Annotated in this window: 13 protein-coding genes and 2 pseudogenes; 8 read left to right on the plus strand and 7 right to left on the minus strand. The window is 42.4% G+C overall.

What is annotated here, in order from left to right:
- Positions 1-104: 104 nt before the first annotated feature.
- A pseudogene (locus AC0LWN_RS17160) lies at positions 105-661 on the minus strand (class I SAM-dependent methyltransferase).
- Positions 662-1,689: 1,028 nt separating this feature from the next.
- Between AC0LWN_RS17160 and AC0LWN_RS17165 the strand changes: the two are divergent.
- On the plus strand, positions 1,690-2,433 hold the full coding sequence (locus AC0LWN_RS17165) for an RES family NAD+ phosphorylase (RefSeq protein ID WP_474667490.1): 744 nt from the start codon (positions 1,690-1,692) through the stop codon (positions 2,431-2,433).
- Here AC0LWN_RS17165 and AC0LWN_RS17170 read toward each other — a convergent pair.
- The 3 genes and pseudogenes from AC0LWN_RS17170 to AC0LWN_RS17180 form a co-directional block, all read right to left on the minus strand.
- Positions 2,381-2,491 (minus strand): annotated as a pseudogene (locus tag AC0LWN_RS17170) (AAA family ATPase); the annotation flags it as partial. The gene AC0LWN_RS17165 and the pseudogene AC0LWN_RS17170 sit on opposite strands and share 53 nt — an antisense overlap.
- 525 nt (positions 2,492-3,016) lie before the next feature.
- Positions 3,017-4,756 (minus strand): sensor histidine kinase, encoded by a 1,740-nt coding sequence (locus AC0LWN_RS17175; RefSeq protein WP_474667332.1) that lies wholly within the window; start codon positions 4,754-4,756, stop codon positions 3,017-3,019.
- A complete protein-coding gene (locus AC0LWN_RS17180) occupies positions 4,753-5,487 on the minus strand; it encodes a response regulator transcription factor (RefSeq protein WP_474667333.1) in 735 nt (244 codons plus the stop codon). Before AC0LWN_RS17180 ends, AC0LWN_RS17175 begins: the two co-directional genes overlap by 4 nt.
- Before the next feature lie 535 nt (positions 5,488-6,022).
- Here AC0LWN_RS17180 and AC0LWN_RS17185 point away from each other — a divergent pair.
- The 3 genes from AC0LWN_RS17185 to AC0LWN_RS17195 all read left to right on the plus strand — a co-directional run bounded on the left by AC0LWN_RS17185 (position 6,023) and on the right by AC0LWN_RS17195 (position 10,368).
- Positions 6,023-6,706, plus strand: a complete 684-nt coding sequence (locus AC0LWN_RS17185; RefSeq protein WP_474667334.1) for a CPBP family intramembrane glutamic endopeptidase — start codon at positions 6,023-6,025, stop codon at positions 6,704-6,706.
- 260 nt (positions 6,707-6,966) lie between these two features.
- The gene (locus tag AC0LWN_RS17190) at positions 6,967-8,577 is read left to right on the plus strand and encodes a response regulator (protein ID WP_474667335.1); all 1,611 of its coding nucleotides are present in this window, start codon (positions 6,967-6,969) and stop codon (positions 8,575-8,577) included.
- A 39-nt stretch (positions 8,578-8,616) separates the two neighbouring features.
- Entirely contained in the window at positions 8,617-10,368 is a 1,752-nt protein-coding gene (locus AC0LWN_RS17195; protein ID WP_474667337.1) for a cache domain-containing sensor histidine kinase, read from the plus strand.
- Between the two features lie 64 nt (positions 10,369-10,432).
- On the opposite strand, the gene AC0LWN_RS17200 is transcribed toward AC0LWN_RS17195, so the two are convergent.
- The 3 genes from AC0LWN_RS17200 to AC0LWN_RS17210 all read right to left on the minus strand — a co-directional run bounded on the left by AC0LWN_RS17200 (position 10,433) and on the right by AC0LWN_RS17210 (position 13,972).
- Positions 10,433-11,323 (minus strand): carbohydrate ABC transporter permease, encoded by an 891-nt coding sequence (locus AC0LWN_RS17200; RefSeq protein WP_458963515.1) that lies wholly within the window; start codon positions 11,321-11,323, stop codon positions 10,433-10,435.
- A gap of 12 nt (positions 11,324-11,335) precedes the next feature.
- Positions 11,336-12,226: an ABC transporter permease gene (locus tag AC0LWN_RS17205; protein WP_474667339.1), complete on the minus strand. Its 891-nt coding sequence runs from the start codon at positions 12,224-12,226 to the stop codon at positions 11,336-11,338.
- 81 nt (positions 12,227-12,307) lie between these two features.
- Positions 12,308-13,972, minus strand: a complete 1,665-nt coding sequence (locus AC0LWN_RS17210; protein ID WP_474667341.1) for a type 2 periplasmic-binding domain-containing protein — start codon at positions 13,970-13,972, stop codon at positions 12,308-12,310.
- Between the two features lie 579 nt (positions 13,973-14,551).
- Here AC0LWN_RS17210 and AC0LWN_RS17215 point away from each other — a divergent pair.
- The 4 genes from AC0LWN_RS17215 to AC0LWN_RS17230 all read left to right on the plus strand — a co-directional run bounded on the left by AC0LWN_RS17215 (position 14,552) and on the right by AC0LWN_RS17230 (position 18,654).
- Positions 14,552-16,393, plus strand: a complete 1,842-nt coding sequence (locus tag AC0LWN_RS17215; protein ID WP_474667343.1) for an RNA-directed DNA polymerase — start codon at positions 14,552-14,554, stop codon at positions 16,391-16,393.
- Between the two features lie 222 nt (positions 16,394-16,615).
- Positions 16,616-17,281, plus strand: coding sequence for an Ntn hydrolase family protein (locus tag AC0LWN_RS17220; RefSeq protein WP_474667345.1), 666 nt, complete (start codon positions 16,616-16,618; stop codon positions 17,279-17,281).
- Positions 17,282-17,356: 75 nt separating this feature from the next.
- The gene (locus AC0LWN_RS17225) at positions 17,357-18,478 is read left to right on the plus strand and encodes a DUF4238 domain-containing protein (protein ID WP_474667347.1); all 1,122 of its coding nucleotides are present in this window, start codon (positions 17,357-17,359) and stop codon (positions 18,476-18,478) included.
- Between the two features lie 29 nt (positions 18,479-18,507).
- The gene (locus AC0LWN_RS17230) at positions 18,508-18,654 is read left to right on the plus strand and encodes a hypothetical protein (RefSeq protein ID WP_474667349.1); all 147 of its coding nucleotides are present in this window, start codon (positions 18,508-18,510) and stop codon (positions 18,652-18,654) included.
- The last annotated feature ends 81 nt before the right edge of the window (positions 18,655-18,735 follow it).

Raw genomic sequence — 18,735 nt, forward strand, 5'->3', positions numbered from 1 at the left:
TAACACCCCATTTTTAGGCTCAAGGTTTTCCGAGAAATGGGGCAATTTATGGATATGATGGTTGAAGAACATACTTAAAAATTTCAAATAATCGATTCAAAATCTTAAGTGTTATTTTTTATTAGCAATGGCTTTTTTGCATCTATGATTATGGATACCATTCCTAATTCATTAATAGAATTCCTTGTATCAAATCGAAATGATCTCCCTATCTTCCCATCTGTTTCATTCCAGTATGTATAATAAAAATCTCCGTTATCATCGCAATACTCCAACAACGTTACTTCAAACCCTACCATTTCAAATACTGATACAAACGTTTTAGCATCGTATACTATTTTATGAGATGCCGCAGGATGATCCGCTGGTCCAGGACCTCCGACTTGAACCATCTGTTGATACCAATCGTTACGGAAATTTTTATCGGGAACCGCACAACGGATGTACCCACCAGGTTTTAAAAACTGATAGCAATGCTTCGCAGCCGTAACCCCTTCCTCGTAAGTTAAATGCTCCACACATGTTCAGCCAGGAGTGCATCAATACTTTCTGGTGCAGATAATTTGATCCAACTGTCCAAAGATAGTAAATTCAATTCATCTTCTTGGGTACTGAGCCAACCATCATACTTTATCTGCCCTGCTCCAATGACCACTTTCATATAAATACCATCTCCATTTTGTTTGGAATAACACAACTTACATTATATGTTATTCAACCAATAAATCAATTGTAGTTGGGACGCTTACAGTTAGAGCAAGGGGGTCACAAAAATGGTTGGTTTTCATGTTAGGTTGATTTTTGAGGATAAATCCTGGTCTGGATTATTCCTAAATTATCCATTTCCCTTGCTGGCCCGTATCCAGAACTCCTTCCCGGCAAACCATCGAACGGATTATAGAAGAGGCGGGAAAATAGGGGGTGCTGTTTGGTTTCGTTCTGGAGACGATGCAGCGAGAGTATTACATCCACTTGCATAATCATACTTGCCTCATCAATCACTGCGAAACTTCGCGCCCGCAGCCATTCTAACCTTCAGGCATTGCTCTTATCTTTGAGTTTCTATTGCGAGGGTCAGTCCATCTTCTATGTGAATAAAGAGGATCAGAAGAGATATCGTTTTGATCGAAGCAAAACTGATGGTGCAGCTACAGATTAATCATCAGTCAATTAATGTTTGGCCATCAATAAAATAATCAGTAGTTGAGAAGTTTTCCCATGCGCATAGGTCGGTTGGATACTATTCTTTTTTTCATTCAAATTGTAAGATTAATTTACTTAGATAAGTCAATGAGTCAAGAAGAACACTGTGTTTATTAGGCAGACGCTTCCGACCTTGTCCAACGTTATAAGTTTAAGAAACGAAAGGTGATGGTTTTGATCGAAGATGAAATAACACTACAGGATAAACTAGAGTTCTTTCATTTAGTTTTTGCAGAAGAATTTGATTCGATTTTTTCAGCAGATATCATGTGCTGTGAAGAATGTGTAGATGAATTTATCAAATACTGGCCGGGTGTCTATATTAACGATCAGGATTTTCAAACCTACTCAATACAAATTTCATCATTGTATTCGATGATGCGGTTCTGTGATTTTATAACTGAAGATGAATTCAACCAATTCTCATCTGATTTAGTATGTCCTCGATGTAACCAAAAATTACGTGGAGTCATCTATCCCTATAATATGCCCTTTAATGTTCCATATGGATTTGAGGAACTCATAGGAGAAATTGCTAAAATAGCATATGAGACACCTTTTTTACTATTAGCACATCCTTTTGCACTTGAGGTGTTTCAAGAAATCACTAATATATCTCAAACTATTGATCCTGAGATTTTATCTGATGCAGTATACAGAGCCCGAATATTCAATAATGAAATTGTTTATACTGCAGCTGACTTTCTTGCTCCTCCTAAAGAGAAGGTTGCTGAGGGAAGATATAATCATGCTGGAAAACAAGTATTATACCTTTCTGAGAAGCCAGAAACATGCTTCCATGAACTACGTTCACCCCAAGAAGGTGTGATGATTGCAAACATTCGCATAAAAAAACCTATCAAAGTCTTAGACTTAACAATGCAAGTTCATGAGTCAAACATCATTAACTTAATAAGATGGTCATCCTTAATGAGTTCCCCAAATGAAGGGGAGGGGTGGCACAAACCTCACTATGTCTTTACAAGATTTATTGCTGATTGTGCTAAAGCTGCTGGATTCCATGCTATTAAATATCCGAGTGTGCGTTTTGATGAAGGTATGAATCTAGCACTAATTAGTTATTCAGAGCATATAAATGATTTTCAAGTTGATGAAATATTTTTATTTAATGAAAGTAATACTAAAATTGAAGTATTAAAACAAAAATTAATGGAAATAGCACCTTTTTATTTTCAGTGGATAAGGCGCAAGCCAAATTGTAGGTTGTAGTCGTTTTACCGGTTCCACCTTTTTGATTGGCGATTGTAATGATGGTTGTCTTGGTCATAATAGAACCTCTCTGGAGGATTGCTCCAAACATTTGTCAATGGTAGGGAGCGGGCTGTTCTTTTGATTGTTCTCTCCGGATTTCTCTCCTTAGTTCTTTCCGAGTTCTCTCCTGAGGCAAAAATTTCACGTTTTTTTAATTCATATCGGAGATCCGCGTGGCTCTAAGAAAAACACGAAAAACCGCTATACTCCAAGGTTTTTTGCGGATTAGATTCCCTTATTTTCACTACAGGGAGTTAGAGTCCCAATGGCTTCTAGGATTTAAAATCCTACGGTACTTAGTACCGTACGGGTTCGACCCCTGTCCTCGGCACTAGTAAAACAAGGGTTTCAGCTTATTTGGGCTGGAACCCTTGTTTGTTGTTAAGGAAATTATACAATACATAAATAAGTGGATAACTCCGAAGAAAAAGGGACTCCGAAAAAAAATGGACGGGGAATTATCCGTCAGATTCTAAAAGATCAATCTTGATTTTGCTCAGCTGAGCGTTTACATTAGGAAAGGATGATTCCATCTAAACGCTTAGCAGGGCAAGAGGATCTCAATTTTCGTGCCTTGCCCCACTTCAGATTGCACTTGGATGTCGCCGCCGTGCGCTTCCACGATGGTTTTGGCGATGCTCATCCCAAGCCCGGAGCCGTCTGTCGATTCCTCGGTATTTGTTCCCCGGTAGTAGCGATTGAACAAATGATGCAGTGTTTCCTCGTCCATCCCTTTACCATTATCGATTACCCGTATGCAAGCCTTGTCGTTAATCCTGCCAAGAGAGACGGTGATGGTTGCGTCCGGCGGATTATGCTTCACAGCGTTGGACAGCAAATTGTCCATCAGCCGCTGCAACCAAGTTACATCCGCCTGTATCAGCAAGGGACGCTCCTCCCCAATGTAGTGAAACTGATACTCAGACATCGTGGCGTCGTTGACATACTTCAGCACGGAGCAGCGTACCAATTCTACCAAGTCTATCTCCTGAAGCTCCATGATTGAATCGTTCTGCTTGAGCTGATGAATCAAAGAAAAGTCGGAAATCAGCTCCAGCATATAATCCCCCTTTTCCCTGATCGTCGTGCCCATGATCCGCATTTCCTCTTGGCTCCATTGCTCAGGCAACTTCTCCAGCATATACCCATAGCCTTGAATCGTGGCCAGGGGCGTGCGCAGATCATGGGAAATCCCTGACATCCAATCCGCTTGCTCCTTCTCCAGCCTTTTGCGTTCCTTCTCGGTTTGAGCCAATTGACCAGTCATTTGATAGAAGGATTGAATGACTTCCTGATAGAGCCTGTTGCGGGTTCGCATTGTGCCATTGCGGCGGAATACCTTGCGCTTGTCCTTGGCGGTCAGCACCTCGTCGTAATGCCCTGTGCCCATTCGTTCGAACCAGCCTGCGAACAGAATCAGTGGCCGCCCATAGCGGTAGCCATGCCAGATGGAAATCGACAGCGCCAAGAGCAAGATCAGACCTGCAATCCAGACGAGTCTAGGCGTTACCGTTTCCATGACAGGATGCTTCAGAGGGGCTCCTGCTGTATGGGGCGTATAGAAGATCCATGTCATTCCGCTCAGCTTGTCCCGATGGGCGACAATATTTGCGTCATAGTTGTCGGGAGACTGCTCGATGGCCAGGATATCCAGCGGTCGATACGCTTTTTGTACGTATGCTTCATCGCCGATGCCTTGTACGATATGGCTCTTGGGATCGATCACCTGCAGATAGCTGCCGGTTTCGCGCAGCCGCCGGTCCAGGAGGGGAACCGATTCACTACGCACAATGCCATGCTGTCCGTAAGCGTCGAACCAGGCCACGAGCTGGTCAAGATCAGGATTTTGGTAGCCCAGCACATACAGAAGCGGGTCCTGGAAAGAAAAATTCAGTTGAGTGTGTACAGCATACGGCCCAAGCGTCCGTGTCTCTTGGAGATCGAGCAGTTGAGCGATGGAGTAGGAGGCCGGTAGTGTAGGGTATGGAGTTGTATTGACGCTGTAGACTACCTCTCCTTCTGCACTGACAACCTGCAGCCACATTCCTTTCTCCTCGATGAGCTTGTTCCACTCGGGAAAGATCTGAAGCGTCCCGTCTTTGTAATGAGCTTCTTGAGCGATCTGTTGCAGGACGCCAACCGGAAAGTTCCGGCGTATCTCATTACTCGTCATGTTCTGGAAAAATATGATGCAGGCAACCAAGGCAATGGTCACAATCACCAGAGCATAAAAGATCAATTGATACGTGAAGTGGAATGCCATGCGCCGCTGGATCTTCATCGTTCCTGCGGCTCCTTCACCAGCTTGTAGCCGAGCCCGCGTACAGTAAGCAGCAGCTTCGGATTGCCGGGATCAATCTCGATCCGCTCCCGTATGCGCCGGATATGCACCATCACGGTCGAATCATCGCCCTGTCCGTTGATCCCCCAAACCTTGTCGTAGAGCTGTGTTTTGGAAAATACGATGCCGGGATACCTGCAGAAGTGCAGCAGCAGCTGGAAGACCTGTGCGGGGCAAGGAACGGGCTGTCCCTCCACAGTCAGTTCGCCCTCTGCCTCGTTGACGGTGAAGCGGTCGAACCGGTAAATCCCCGGATCGGGCCGTTTCGCCGGACTGGACGTCGAGGCTTCCAGCTCCAGCCGGCGTATGCGCGCTTGAATTCTTGCGGCCACCTCCAGGGGATTGAAGGGCTTCGTGATATAATCGTCCCCGCCCATGGCGAAGCCACGCAGGACATCAAGATCGGACGCTTTGGCCGTCAGAAACAGTATATACGGGTTCCCGTATTCGCGGAGCTTGGAGCAGAGCTCTAGTCCGCTGCCGTCGGGGAGCATAATGTCGAGTAGGACGATATCGGGAACTACACGCTGCACTAGGTCGAGGGCTTCCGCACAAGTGGAAGCCCCGTGCAGCTGATAAAACCCTTCCCTGCGAAGCACCATTTGCAGCATGGTGACAATCGAAGGCTCGTCGTCGACGATGGCGATTTTAATATCGGATAGATTTGTCATTGTTTTCACCCTTTTTCAAAATAGCATACTTATTTTAACAGAACCTAAACGGCGGGAGCGAAATTAAGCTACAGTTCATCGATTCGTTTAGGCTCCGTTTCAATGAGGTTGGTAGGATAGGAATGAGCAGCCAATTCGAACAACTAGGAGGAGGAGATGAGGAGTTGTCCTAAGTCGCCACTACTGTCATTGTACTCATGTCATCAAGAATCTTACAGCATTCCCGGTCATGTGGGCCCCAAAGTTATTCGGGATGATAAATTACGTAATCAAATGATTAGCATGGAAAGACAGATGAAAACAGAGAGCGGAAGGGGAAAGAGATAAGGTGAAATGGTTTTTGTTTTTGACGTTCAATTTACTAAACTGGAGGTTTTTAGCATGAGTAAAAACTGGTGCCAACTAGCATTCGAGAGGAAGAGCGGGATTAGCCGCGAATTCATGCGGAACGCACCTGCGTGTTGTGCAATCTCAAGCGACAAGAACTGGCCGCAACAATTGAAAACGTTGCGACCAACACTATCGGAGGCTGGAAATGAGTAACCCTTCCACGTCCGATATGCCCCAAGCCCGGCCTGGCTGGCCAGAGATCCTAACTGCACTGTTCCTCTATCTGATCGGCATTGTTATCCTCGGTCTTTGGATGATGCAAATTCCTGATGAGCAAGCCATCTTGCGAATTAACATCGGGGGTATAGGCAATGGTCTTGTTGGCCTCATGGCTTTGTTCGCAGCCTACGCCCTGCGGGTGCGCAATTTACGTGCTTTCGGCTTCCGGATGACCGAACGGAAATGGCTGCTTGTCGGAGCCGCCCTCGGTGTTATCGCGTTCGGGGGATGTTTCGTTATAGAAGGGATATATTTTCACTTTATCACCGAGTTGAACACCCAAGCGGACTTTCAGACGGCGGCGCAAGGCGGCCCGCTCTCGCTCTTCGTTCTGATTATCACTGGCGCCATCCTCACGCCGCTTAGCGAGGAGTTTGTATTCCGTGGCGTGATTGCCAATGCGCTTAACCGTTACGGAGCATGGGCTGGCATAGTCGGTAGCGCTGCGATCTTCGGCGTTGTTCATGGATTCACCGTCATCCTGTTAGACGCATTCATGGTCGGCATCCTGGTGGGTATACTATTCCGTAAGACAGGCTCCATCTGGCCAGGAGTCGTGGTGCATATCGTGTATAACTGCCTCAATCTTCTCTATTATAGTATGTTATAACAGTAACAAGGCGCATTCAAGTGAATGTGCCTTTTCTTTGCACGTAGGGTATAAAAAAGGATAATGTAATTCTAGGATATCTATAGATGGTTATTAAAGGAGCACTCGGGAGAGTGCTTTTTTTGTGAAAGGAATATGATGAACAATCAATGAAACCCCTTTGCTTCAAAGATCATTTAATCTTTTCACATCTATTTGTCGGGAATATATCATATAATAAAAGAAAGTATGAAAGCGCATTAGAATGAGACAACCGAGGGATGATCATGTATAAACTGATGATTGTAGATGATGAGTTATTAATGCGGGTGGGGATTCGCAGCATGATGGATTGGGAGGAGTATGGCTTCCAGGTTGTGGGGGAGGCTGCAAACGGGAAGGAGGGGCTGGAAATCGCGCTAACCACTTCGCCTGATTTGATTATTACAGATATTAAGATGCCAGTTATGGACGGACTGCAATTCATCCGGGAAACGTCCAGCGCGCTGAAAACCTGCAAGTATGTGATCTTGAGCAATTTTGATGAATTACATTATGTGAAGGAAGCCCTTAAGCTTGGTGCGACAGATTATTTGATTAAAAGCGAGATTACCCCCGCCTCACTCGCTGAGCTGCTGATCTCCATTCGCCAGAAACTGCAGGCAGAACTTGAACATCAGGGCAGCCTCTTCAAAATGCCCTATGACTACTCTCTCAACTTAAGTCATTTGAAGGAAAACTTTTTTAAAGACCTCATCAGCGGCTTCATAAGCGAAAAAGATGCCAGTACTAAAGCGGATGAACTACAGATTCGCGTAAAATCAGCCGAATTGGTTGTCCTGATTATGAAGGTGAATCATTTTGAAGCGGTGAGGAAGAAGTACGTGGAGAAGGATGAGAAGCTGCTCAGATTTTCGATCCTGAACATTATGGAAGAAGTGATTCCATCCAAATGGGACAAAGAAATCGTCATTGGCAATTCTTCGGAATATCTGGTTTTTGTAAATACGCTCCCTGGCAGCAGTTCGGTACGCAGTGACATCGAGAGACTGTGCAGTAAAATACTGGCTTCTGTAAAGGATTTCATGAACCTTACGCTTACGGTTGGAGTAAGTACGGTGGCGCCGGGTTTCAAGTTCTTAAAAGCAGCCTACAAGGAAGCTGAGCTTGCTCTGAGCAATCGTTTTTTCACGGGCCCACACAATGTGTTGTTTTATGAAGATGCAGCCAAAGAGCCTGTTCGTGAAGCCATAGAATCACGGATTAGCCTTGAGGAAGAATATGATTTTGTCACAATGTGGGCAAGCAAGGATGAGAAACAGGCGGAGCGGTTTCTGGTTAGGGTCCGGTCAGAGCTTGAAGCCCTGCGGGCTGACGAGAACAGCATTCGGGAGAAATATATATTAATAATGGAAAAAACACATGCACAATTATCACTTGCAGCGAAAAGACCGCGCCCTTCTTCCACCCAGCACTCTCCTTATGAAACCGTTTTAAGAGGGGAGTGCTGGGAAAATGTTCACGAGAGCATGCTGGAATACATTGCTTATTGCTTTGATGCCGATGCCTGCTTCAAGCGTGAAAGCACCTATACCGAGCTCGCGGTTGATATTATTAACAAATATTATGGCGAAGATATTTTACTTCAGAGCGTAGCCAATCAGATCAACGTCAATCCGTCGTATCTCAGCCGAATTTTCAAGCAAGAGAGAGGAGAGAATTTCATATCTTACCTGACCCATGTTCGGATTGAACAGGCGAAGGTTTATTTAAAGGGAGGGACGCTGAGAGTGTACGAAATTGCCGATAGGGTAGGGTACCATAATTACACCTATTTCAGCACAATATTTAAAAAGATCGTAGGCGTCACCCCCGAGGAGTATCGAGAGTAAAGCCAAACTTCGAGTTGACTCAAGGAATAGAGGTGCACAATGCGGAGATGGCAGCCCGTTCGCATAAAGACGAAGATCATGGTTATTTGCCTGACAGTGATTATACTCCCGGTTATTGTGATGACTTTCAATTCTTATCACTCTACTGAACGGTTGTTAGAGCACAACTACAGAAAACTGATGGAGGATCTGGCCAAGCAAACCAATATACGCATCGACGAATTTCTGAAGGAAATTGAAAAAATATCGCTGCTTGCCAGCAACGGACTAAGCAGCAGCTTATCGGCAACGCTGGAGGGAAGTTATCCAATCCAAGATTTTCTTCGCGACGGCGGTGAGCAAAATGAGAATGCGGCTTACAATACTTTAATGAACTACATCATGATGAAAGACCGCGTATTCTCTATTTACCTGTATAATTTAAACCAAGGAGCCGATTTGTTCGTCAGCCCCAATCACCCTATTAATCACGAATATAAAGTGGATAACGAGCTGTGGTTCAAAAAATTTATGCATACAAATGATAGAACCATTACCCTGACAACCCGGATCGACAAGCAGCTAGATAATAAAACGCTGACGGTTTCGCACGCCAGAAAAATATATGACGCGACAACCGGCCGGCTCTTAGGCGTTATCGTTGTCAGCATTGACATTAAATTTATTGAGATCGTGAACAGAAACCTGCAGGAAGCGCTGCGTTCGAGATTTATGATCGTTGACAGTGACGACAAAATTGTATACAACGTGGATGATCGTCTGATAGGCACACTGTTTCGGGACAACGTCCGTCCGGACGAATCGGCGAACATCGTGGTGACCAGCCCGCTTAGCCAAAAGGAATGGACAACGTACCTGTATATGCCAATGGATGAATTGACCGGTGAGGGCGAAATATTGGGACGCAACCTGGTTACGCTGGCGATTGTAATGTCCCTGTTTGCTGCGATCATCTCGGTTTTTCTGTCCAATGTCATTACTCGTCCTATAAAGAAGCTCATGAACAATATCGTTCTGGTCGAAAAGGGACAGTTCGAAAAAGTGGAGCATATCGGCTCCCGGGACGAGTTCGGGCATTTATCCAACCGTTTCAATAAGATGTCGTATGAGTTGAAGCGGCTGGTCGAAAGGGTTCAGCAGGAGGAAATCGAGAAAGGCGCAGCAGAAATACGGGCGCTGCATTCCCAGATCAACCCTCATTTTTTATACAATACCCTCGGTTCTGTTAAATGGATTGCTTCCATGCAAAAGGTGGACAAGATCGTTGATATGACGGAAGCGTTAATTTCGATGCTCCGATATGCTACAAGATTCGACGGTTCCCTGGTAACAATCCGTGAGGAATTGGAAAATGTATCAAACTACATCACGATCCAGAATGTCAGGTACTATGATTGCATTCATATGAGATATGAGATTGAAGACAAGCTGCTGGGTTACCGGGTTCCCAAAATGATTTTGCAGCCGCTGATCGAAAATGCGATCTTTCATGGGTTTGCCGAGCTTGAAGAGGACGGCGTGATTACCATACGGATATACTCCAAAGACACTGACATTGCCATCGAAGTTTATGACAACGGCATCGGGATGGAGGAGGAGGTCATTCAGAGTTTGGTAGAAAGCTGGACGAAGGAACCGGAAGGCGGAACAAGAGGAATTGGTCTGTATAATGTACAGCGTCGTATCAAGCTTCATTTTGGCGAGTCCTACGGGATAGAGGTGCAGAGCGGGATAAATGAAGGCACGACATTTATCATTCGGCTACCCGGCATAACCAGCCAACTCCAATGACCAAAAAGGCAGAGCAGCCCTTCTCCAATTATGGGGAGGGGCTGCTCTGGGGAACAATCATATTTCACCCTTTGACACTGCCGAGCACCAGGCCTTTGGTAAAGTACTTCTGCAAGAACGGGTAGACCGCTAGTATTGGTATGGCACCCAGGAACATCTGGGCGGCACGTCCGGTTCTGGCATTCATCATGGACAGCAACTGGGTGTAGTCGGTGCCTGACTTGAGCATGATCTGTTCAAAGCTCTGTAGTAACGTCTGTAAATAGCTTTGCAGCGGATAGTTATCAGGGTTGTTCATATATATTATGCCGTCGAACCACGAGTTCCAATGGCCGACAATACTGAACAGACCCACCGTTGCAAGCGCAGGTTTCAGGAGTGGGAGCAGTATACGGGTCAGAATTTGCCATGGGCCCGCACCGTCGATAATTGCCGACTCCTCAATCTCCTCCGGTAAACCGCGAATGAAGTTCATGAGAATGACCATGCTGAATACAGGCAAAGCTCCGGGAAGGAGCAGCGCCCAGATCGAATCAATGAGCCCCGCTTTGACTACGACGAGGTAGGTTGGGATCAACCCGCCATTAAAAAGCATAGTCACTACAAAAAATCCCATGTATAGATTACGCCCAGCCAGCTTTAGCTTCGACTTGGAAAGCGGATAGGCTGTAAGCACCATTAGAGCAAGGTTGATTACCGCTCCCAGTACAACCCGTTGTACGGATATCCATAGAGCAGTGAAAAACTTCCCCCCGGTCAGGGCAAATTCATAGGCTTTGGTTGTAAAATCAACCGGCCAGAACGCCACATCCCCGGCCGATACGGCGGCGCTGCTGCTGAAGGATACGGCCAGAAGGTTGATAAACGGCAGAATGCAGAGCAAAGAAGTCAGGATCAGTATGGTGTAGTTTAAGACATGGAACAGGCGTCTTCCCATGCTTTTGTCTTGAATCATAACAAGGCCTCCTTAAAAAATTCGGTAGTTGGCTACTTTGTAGGCCAAGATATATGACACTCCTACAAGAATGCAGGAGATAACGGATTTGAACAATCCGACAGCAGCGCTGACCGAATACTGCGCCTGTTGAATCCCAAGGCGGTAAACGTAGGTGTCTATAATATCGCCAGTCTGATAGACGACGGGGGAATACAGGTTATAAATCTGGTCAAATCCTGCATTAAGTACGCTGCCAAGCGATAAAACAGACATCAGGACAATCGTCGGCATTAAGAGCGGCAAGGTAATATGCAGCGTTTGTTTCCATCTTTTGGCTCCATCAATGACTGCGGCCTCGTATAGTCCGGGGTCGATGCTGGTTAAGGCCGCCAAGTAGACTACGGTGCCGAAGCCGAAGCCTTTCCAGATATCGCTCACAATCATGGTCCAGGGGAAGAGTGAAGGGCTGCCAAGAAAGGGAATGGATTGTATTCCGAAAACATGCAGGAAGCTATTGATAATGCCACCTGAGCTAAGGATGTCTAGCAGAATGCCGGCCATGATTACCCATGACAGGAAGTTCGGAATATATACAAGCGTCTGAAACGTGCGTTTAATGGCGCTGTGTGCGACTTCATTGAGGAGTAGGGCAAAAATGACCGGTACAACGATACCTCCGATGATTTTAAAGGCGGACATGTACAGCGTATTCCAGATGGTCCGCACGAAGTTCGGCTGATTAAACACATGGGTAAAATTATCCCACCCCACCCAAGGTGAGTTGAAACCCAGGGCAGGATTGTATTTTTGGAACGCAATGATAATGCCATAGAAAGGAATATAGCTGAAGATGAACACCAGGATGATGCTTGGCAGCAACATCAGATGGTAGGCACGCTGTTGTTTCAATTTGTTCAGCATTACAAATCCTCCGTTTCAAAAAGTGGGGTGATCCGAAAAATAAAAGGAGGGCGAGAACCCCTCGTCCCCCTTATGCACGATTTACTTTCCGTATGTTGCGTTCACGGCTTCAGTGGCTGCATCTCCGCCTGCTGTTTGCCAGTTCTGGACAACCGTATCGAAGTAGTCGATGTTCTCAGCGCCCATAATAATTTTGGTGAATCCCTCGGTCAGAATATCGTCCAAAGTTGTCCCGTAGCTGGCAAGTGCCTCCGGAGCTGCTCCCCATAGTGCGGTCTTGATGTAGTTCCCGCTGTCGAGCACCTGCTTCGCCAGGCCGTAAGCGGGCTTCGGCGATCCTTGCTGCAAGTAATCGCCCGCCGCGCCCGGTGTAGCATTCTTTATGAAATCAACGCTGTTGTTGTATTTCTGCCACATCCCTGCAGATGTCAAACCGCTGGTATCGTTGGATTTCAAGGCCGCCGATACAGCCTCAAATTGTTCATAATCGGAGTTAGGATTGAGGACGCGGAAAGCGCCAACAACATGCGCCATATCATTGTCCAGCAAGCTGGATAACAATTCTTTGGATTCTTTGCCGACGGCTTCATCTACGATGTAAGCGTAGTCATTTAAGAGCTTGATGGCCGCTTCCGGATGTTTGAACGACTTCTTGGCTACGATATAGCTGCCGTTTGCGAAGAAGATCGATTGTTTGGCTTCCTGACCGGTGATGCTTGGGAGTTGATACGGATAGAAGACCGCATCCTTGCCCAAATTCGCTACAGTATCGACACCGGGGTTATACCCCCACCACTGATAGTAAGGCTGCATGCCTACTTTTCCGGCTACAACATCGGCGTTCATTGCGTTGAAGTCCTTGATCGCAAATTCCGGGTCAATGATTCCTAATTTGTACCACTCAGCCCATTCCTTGAGTGCATCCTTCATTTCAGGCTGGATAGAACCGTAGACAAGCTTGCCGCCGCTGTCCTCTATCCACATATCCGGATGGGCATTCCACGAAACGGCCAGCAGGTTCAGATAATCCAGCGTCTGGTCGACAGCGATACCGTAACCGCCGTGTTTTTCCATAAATTTAAGTGCGATGTTCTTGATGTCCGCAACGGATGCCGGATCTTTGACGCCAAGCTCTTCCTTCCAATCGTTGCGGATCCAAATATAGTCCGGCTGCTCGATCAATCCCCAGTGCAACTGCGGTATGCCATACAGCTTTCCGTTTTTCTTGCCGGACTCAAAGCTGTCCGCATCGGCTTCCATATAGCCTTTCAAGCGATCTGAGGCGTATTTATTGAAGACTTCTGTCAGATCCATTACCATATCGGCTTCGATCAGCTGCTGCAGCTGCGAGGCGTTGACTCTGAATACGTCGGGAAGATCGCTCGAAGAAATGGCCAGGTTAAGCTTGGTATCGTACTCATCGCTGACCCAGTCCGTGACGACATCAATGTTGAATTTTTCTTTATACCGTTTTATCCATACGTTGTTGGTAATATCGTCGCCCTTGGGATATTTTGCCGAGGAGTATTCGGAAGTTACCGTATGAATCGTTACCGGTTCTTTAAAAGCACTGAACGCCGGATCAGACGGATCTACTTCATTGGAACTGGTCACTTCATTGCCGTTCGCGGGCTTATCCCCCGCACCATTGCCCGCGGTACTGTTGCCGCCGGTGTTACTGCATGCTGCCAGCAAAATGATTGACATACATAACGAAAGAAAAAAAGACGCTTTTTTCTTTGTCATACCTTTCCCCCCATTTACCTAATAGTTGTTGGATTGGCTTGCACCATTCATTCTAAGTGAGGAGAAAGTGATGTGAAATAAAGATTATTGACCGGATACCTCTACTTTTTTGACCTCCTTTTTTTGAACGGGGAGGGGCTTGCGATTATTTTACAGATAGCTGTATGTTTTTTGTGGGAAAGGGAGGACGGAAATTTTTATAAAGTAAAAAAAGCAACTGCCTATTGTATATGACGAGAATAACGCTTATTCAAATCCTGAGATGAAGCATTCTTACAGCCATTTCAGAGCAGTCTGAAACGTAAATATAGAGAAATTTTCTTCATCACAAGTAGGTTATTCTAGACGAAGAACCACTGATTCCTCTTAGCCTACTCTAATGTAATAAAAAATTCATTCAAGTAAAAAAAGTATATATAACTTTACTTTTTTATATTTTCCAGATATTTTTTGTTAAGTTTTCTATGAAAAAAATTTAGAATCAAACTGAAATTGAAAACAAATTTTTGGGTGATATAATAAAATTATCCTATCTATATTTGACATAGAATGTTTATTTGTATGCATGAGGAGGAAAATATGAGTAGCATTGATGATGTATATTCTTTTATATTGAAGGATTTTCAGAAAACACTTTTTCCACTTCGTTCTGTTTTATTTATCGCCAAATATCAAGCAGGCTCGATTTTGGAATATATTAACAAGGAAATTTTCTCCCAGACTTGGCTGGAAACTTTTTTAAATGAAGATGATTACAAAAAAGTAACGCAAGTAATGAATAAAGCTCAAATTAAAAAAATTAATGAGAACGCTCAGTCCTATTTTTTGATTCAACCATGGGTTTACGCTTTAAAGGATAAAAAACATTATAGACAAACTTTTCAATTAGATCCCATTTCTCTAATTTTCATATATGATTTCGTTTTTAGAAACAGAATTTTTTTCCAAAAACAAGTTTACTCAAACCGTGAATGTTTTGGTTATACTTTCAGTGGAGACAGTTATAGTTCACAAACTGAAGAATACAGACAGTTTATAAATAAACTACATTTGTTAAAGAATGAGTTTGGGTTTATGGGGAAAATTGATATCTCTAATTTTTTTAATAATATTTATCATCATGATATTGTTAGTTACATAGCAAGAACTATTAATCAACAAGAAGCAGAAAAAATAGGGAAATTTTTAAGAGAAATTAATGAAGGACGTAGCACCAGTTGTATGCCACAAGGGTTATTTCCAATGAAAGTTATAGGGAGTAATTTTCTAAGCTTTATAGAAGCTTCTAGAGAACTTAAAAGTGAATACATTATACGATTTATGGACGATATTTATTTTTTTTCTAATGATGAGGAAACCATTACAAATGATATATTTACAGTTCAAAAATTATTAGGTGAAAAAGGATTATGTTTGAATGAAGAGAAGACGCTAATTACAACAACAGAAAACGAAGAGGAAAATGATATTGAAACAGTTAAGATATCATTGTTAAAAAAGAGAAGACTTATAATTAATTCCTATACCGATGAATTTGATGATTATGATTATGAAATCGAAGATTTAACTGAGGAAGAGATAAGTTTTCTAAAGGATATGTTACACAATAGGAAAAATATTGAGGATGAGGACATAGAACTTATACTCTCATTATTGATGACTTCTGAATCAGAAACAATAGAACTGACAAGATTGGTTCTAAATAATTCTCCGCAATTAACAAAAAACTTATATTACAACATTAAAAGAAATTATATGATGATTTCGGATACTATTATAAGTGAAATTGAAGTTTATCTTGAAAAATCATTCATCCCTGAATACCAATTGTTTTGGATAACCAAAACAATAATTGACTTCACTGAGCTTAATGAGTCAATAGCTGATTTACTAGTTTCTATTTACAAGCACCCATCCGTTACTAATGTTGTAAAATGTATAATTTTGGAAATACCAGAAAATAATTATGGGTTTCTAGAATTGAAAAAAAATATTGCCCGGGGGCATGCTCCCGAACTTATAATTAGTGCTATGGTAGGTTTAGCGAGTCATGAAAAATCAAATAGAAATCAGATATATAAATACGTAGGTAAGACAAATTCAATGCTTCGAACAGTTACTGTTGCGTTGTCTTCATTGGAGGTCAATGCACATCAGAAACTGTTAGAGGATTTGGATGAAATAAATATTAATAAACATAATTATGTGAGAAACAACTTACTCAAAGCTGAACTAAATAACGATCAAATCTTTAAAACAAGTGAAGCTTCGAACCCTCCAACAATAGAAGGAATTAATCTAGATGATTTAATGGCTGAATTGCATTCAAGCACAACAACAGTTATGGAGGTAATCTCCCCCGCCACAGAAGTTAACAACCCATTTGTTATTAGTATTGATGATGATGATTTGTCATTTTGATTTGTTGAAAGCGATATTTAAATGAGTAGTTTAAATGGGGAGATTTACTGGAAATAATAAAAGGATTTATGTCACTTTTTCTATGACCAAGTAGTTAATATATTTTTACATTGAACTTATTCCTACAGGAATTTTATAAGATGGTAACAAAAACGTTGAATCCTGTTGAGTTCAGCATCTTTGCAGATACCTTTCATACAAATTATTATGAGGAGTATTTAAATGACATTAATATTGGCTGAAAAGTATAACAATGGCATTGTAGTAGCTTCAGATATGTTAAGAGTGCTATTAAACAATTCGGGGAATAAATTAGGGAATCAAGACAATGAAAAACTAAAAATTCAATTGATTCATAAGGGCGTAGGAATAGCAGTTTCTGGATTGGGAAGATTAGGCGATACATGTGTTGAGGCTGTGAGAAGTATTCTTATGGCAAATGCTGAAGTATCGATAGAAGATATTAAGGCTTGTACAATTGAACATTTTAAATTTGCTATGAATCAGTTTTCAAAATACGCACCGAATTATGAAACTGGGATGGCATTTATTTTGTTTGGATACGATCCTAAAAAACAAACTACTTTTTTATTTCATTATGATTACAGAAACAATTTTGAAGAATCTAGCATTTCAACACATATGGGATTTGGCAGTGGTATGGATAAGGCATTAAAGTTATTAGAGGATGCCGAACCCGCAGAAGAAAACAATCCAGAATCAATAGGCAATAATTTTATTGGTATCATACGAGAAGTCTCAAAAGTAGATAGTACTGTAGGTAGCAATGTACAGTTAGTGATTTTAACCAAAGATAATTGGTTTGAAATGGCTATTGACAATAAAGAAGGGTTTATTATCAATCCCTGTTATATCAAGATTGGTTAGTGAAGTTTATCAAGTAATATACAATAGAGAGCCATAGTTCATCTTAAAATAACTGAGCTTTAGGAGGATAATCAGATGAACACTATTACCAAAAATCAACATTATATTCCCCAAAGCATACTAGCTAATTTTGCTAATAGTAAAGGTAAAGTATTTGAAATACTCCTGAAGCATAGAAATATCTACTCGATTAGTTACAGGCAGTCTATGTCTGAAAGATATACATATGAACATCCATACTTAGAGGGGAACTATTTGGAAAAGGAGTTCGGCAAAATCGAAAGTTATTTTGCTCCAGCCATGAGGAAAATTATTGAAGATTTAGAGTCTGATCCAATTAATATTGGAGATTTAAAAAAGCAGGCTGAGACTTACATAAGAGATTTTCTGATTTTCTATTATAGAAGCGGTGCGTTGCTTAATGAGTATGCTTTTGATGGCCTTCAAAAAGAAGATAAGATTCCTCTGATGCTGGAAAAGATACTGGATTCATCGTACTTAGCGGAATTAAGCAACACAATAATTAAGTTTTATGATTTGTCGATTATAAAAAGTGAAAGTGATGGCTTTCTATTAAGCGATCAATATGTGAGTACTGCGGCTTTAAGTATTAAGGGGCAGTATATAAATATAAGCAATCGTCATCTGGGATTGAAAGATGTGCTAATGCTAATACCCTTATCGAGCAAATATTATATTGCCTATTTCAATGGGGAAAAACCAAATTATATAAAACCAAACCAAATTAATACGTTGACCCATGAACAAGTTAAGGAAATAAATAGAACAATTATAAACAATTCGTATATTAAGTGCATAGGACAAAATAGAGAGTCAATAGAATTAATTGCGGATGATTTCAGATTTGAATCCCCATCAAGAGCCATAGCAGGTTATGAATCAGGTAAACAAACCGCAGCATTAAGGAAAAAAGAAGTTTTCTTTTATGATAGGGACATTGAGCAATGGGATTTCTTCCGAGGACTAAAACATACCAAAAATAGAAATACCAAAAGGAATGAAATCTGTAAGTGTGGAAGTGGCAAGAAGTATAAGAGATGTTGTCTGAGCAAATGCGAAAGGAATTATTCCATTGTGAACAACATGTATAAAGAGGGACACCATATAAAAATTAAATCCCATCCTAGCGCATTAATAGAAAAAGCAATAGACGAGTATAGTTTTATTTCGAAATAAATTATTGCTTTTACAAGGAGGCAATGATTATGAGAGAAGAATTTTTGAACGTTCTTGTTAATTTTAAAAAGTTTGTTGAAAAAGTAGGAAATAACGAAGTAAGTAATGACGATATTGTATCAATAAATAATGAACTGGTAGATTTTGAAAGTATGATACACAGCCTTGAAGACTAGAGAGGATGACCAGAGATCTGCCATTGGAGCAACGCTCTTAAGCAGATGAAAGTGGCATCTTATAAACATTTGATTAATGGG

Source organism: Paenibacillus sp. sgz302115 (assembly GCF_056120445.1).

Excerpts from the sequence above, each read along its gene's own strand:
- AC0LWN_RS17165 (WP_474667490.1), top strand. The coding sequence starts at position 1,690 with ATGCCCTTTAATGTTCCATATGGATTTGAGGAACTCATAGGAGAAATT.
- AC0LWN_RS17175 (WP_474667332.1), bottom strand. The coding sequence starts at position 4,756 with ATGAAGATCCAGCGGCGCATGGCATTCCACTTCACGTATCAATTGATC.
- AC0LWN_RS17180 (WP_474667333.1), bottom strand. The coding sequence starts at position 5,487 with ATGACAAATCTATCCGATATTAAAATCGCCATCGTCGACGACGAGCCT.
- AC0LWN_RS17185 (WP_474667334.1), top strand. The coding sequence starts at position 6,023 with ATGAGTAACCCTTCCACGTCCGATATGCCCCAAGCCCGGCCTGGCTGG.
- AC0LWN_RS17190 (WP_474667335.1), top strand. The coding sequence starts at position 6,967 with ATGATCATGTATAAACTGATGATTGTAGATGATGAGTTATTAATGCGG.
- AC0LWN_RS17195 (WP_474667337.1), top strand. The coding sequence starts at position 8,617 with ATGCGGAGATGGCAGCCCGTTCGCATAAAGACGAAGATCATGGTTATT.
- AC0LWN_RS17200 (WP_458963515.1), bottom strand. The coding sequence starts at position 11,323 with ATGATTCAAGACAAAAGCATGGGAAGACGCCTGTTCCATGTCTTAAAC.
- AC0LWN_RS17205 (WP_474667339.1), bottom strand. The coding sequence starts at position 12,226 with ATGCTGAACAAATTGAAACAACAGCGTGCCTACCATCTGATGTTGCTG.
- AC0LWN_RS17210 (WP_474667341.1), bottom strand. The coding sequence starts at position 13,972 with ATGACAAAGAAAAAAGCGTCTTTTTTTCTTTCGTTATGTATGTCAATC.
- AC0LWN_RS17215 (WP_474667343.1), top strand. The coding sequence starts at position 14,552 with ATGAGTAGCATTGATGATGTATATTCTTTTATATTGAAGGATTTTCAG.
- AC0LWN_RS17220 (WP_474667345.1), top strand. The coding sequence starts at position 16,616 with ATGACATTAATATTGGCTGAAAAGTATAACAATGGCATTGTAGTAGCT.
- AC0LWN_RS17225 (WP_474667347.1), top strand. The coding sequence starts at position 17,357 with ATGAACACTATTACCAAAAATCAACATTATATTCCCCAAAGCATACTA.
- AC0LWN_RS17230 (WP_474667349.1), top strand. The coding sequence starts at position 18,508 with ATGAGAGAAGAATTTTTGAACGTTCTTGTTAATTTTAAAAAGTTTGTT.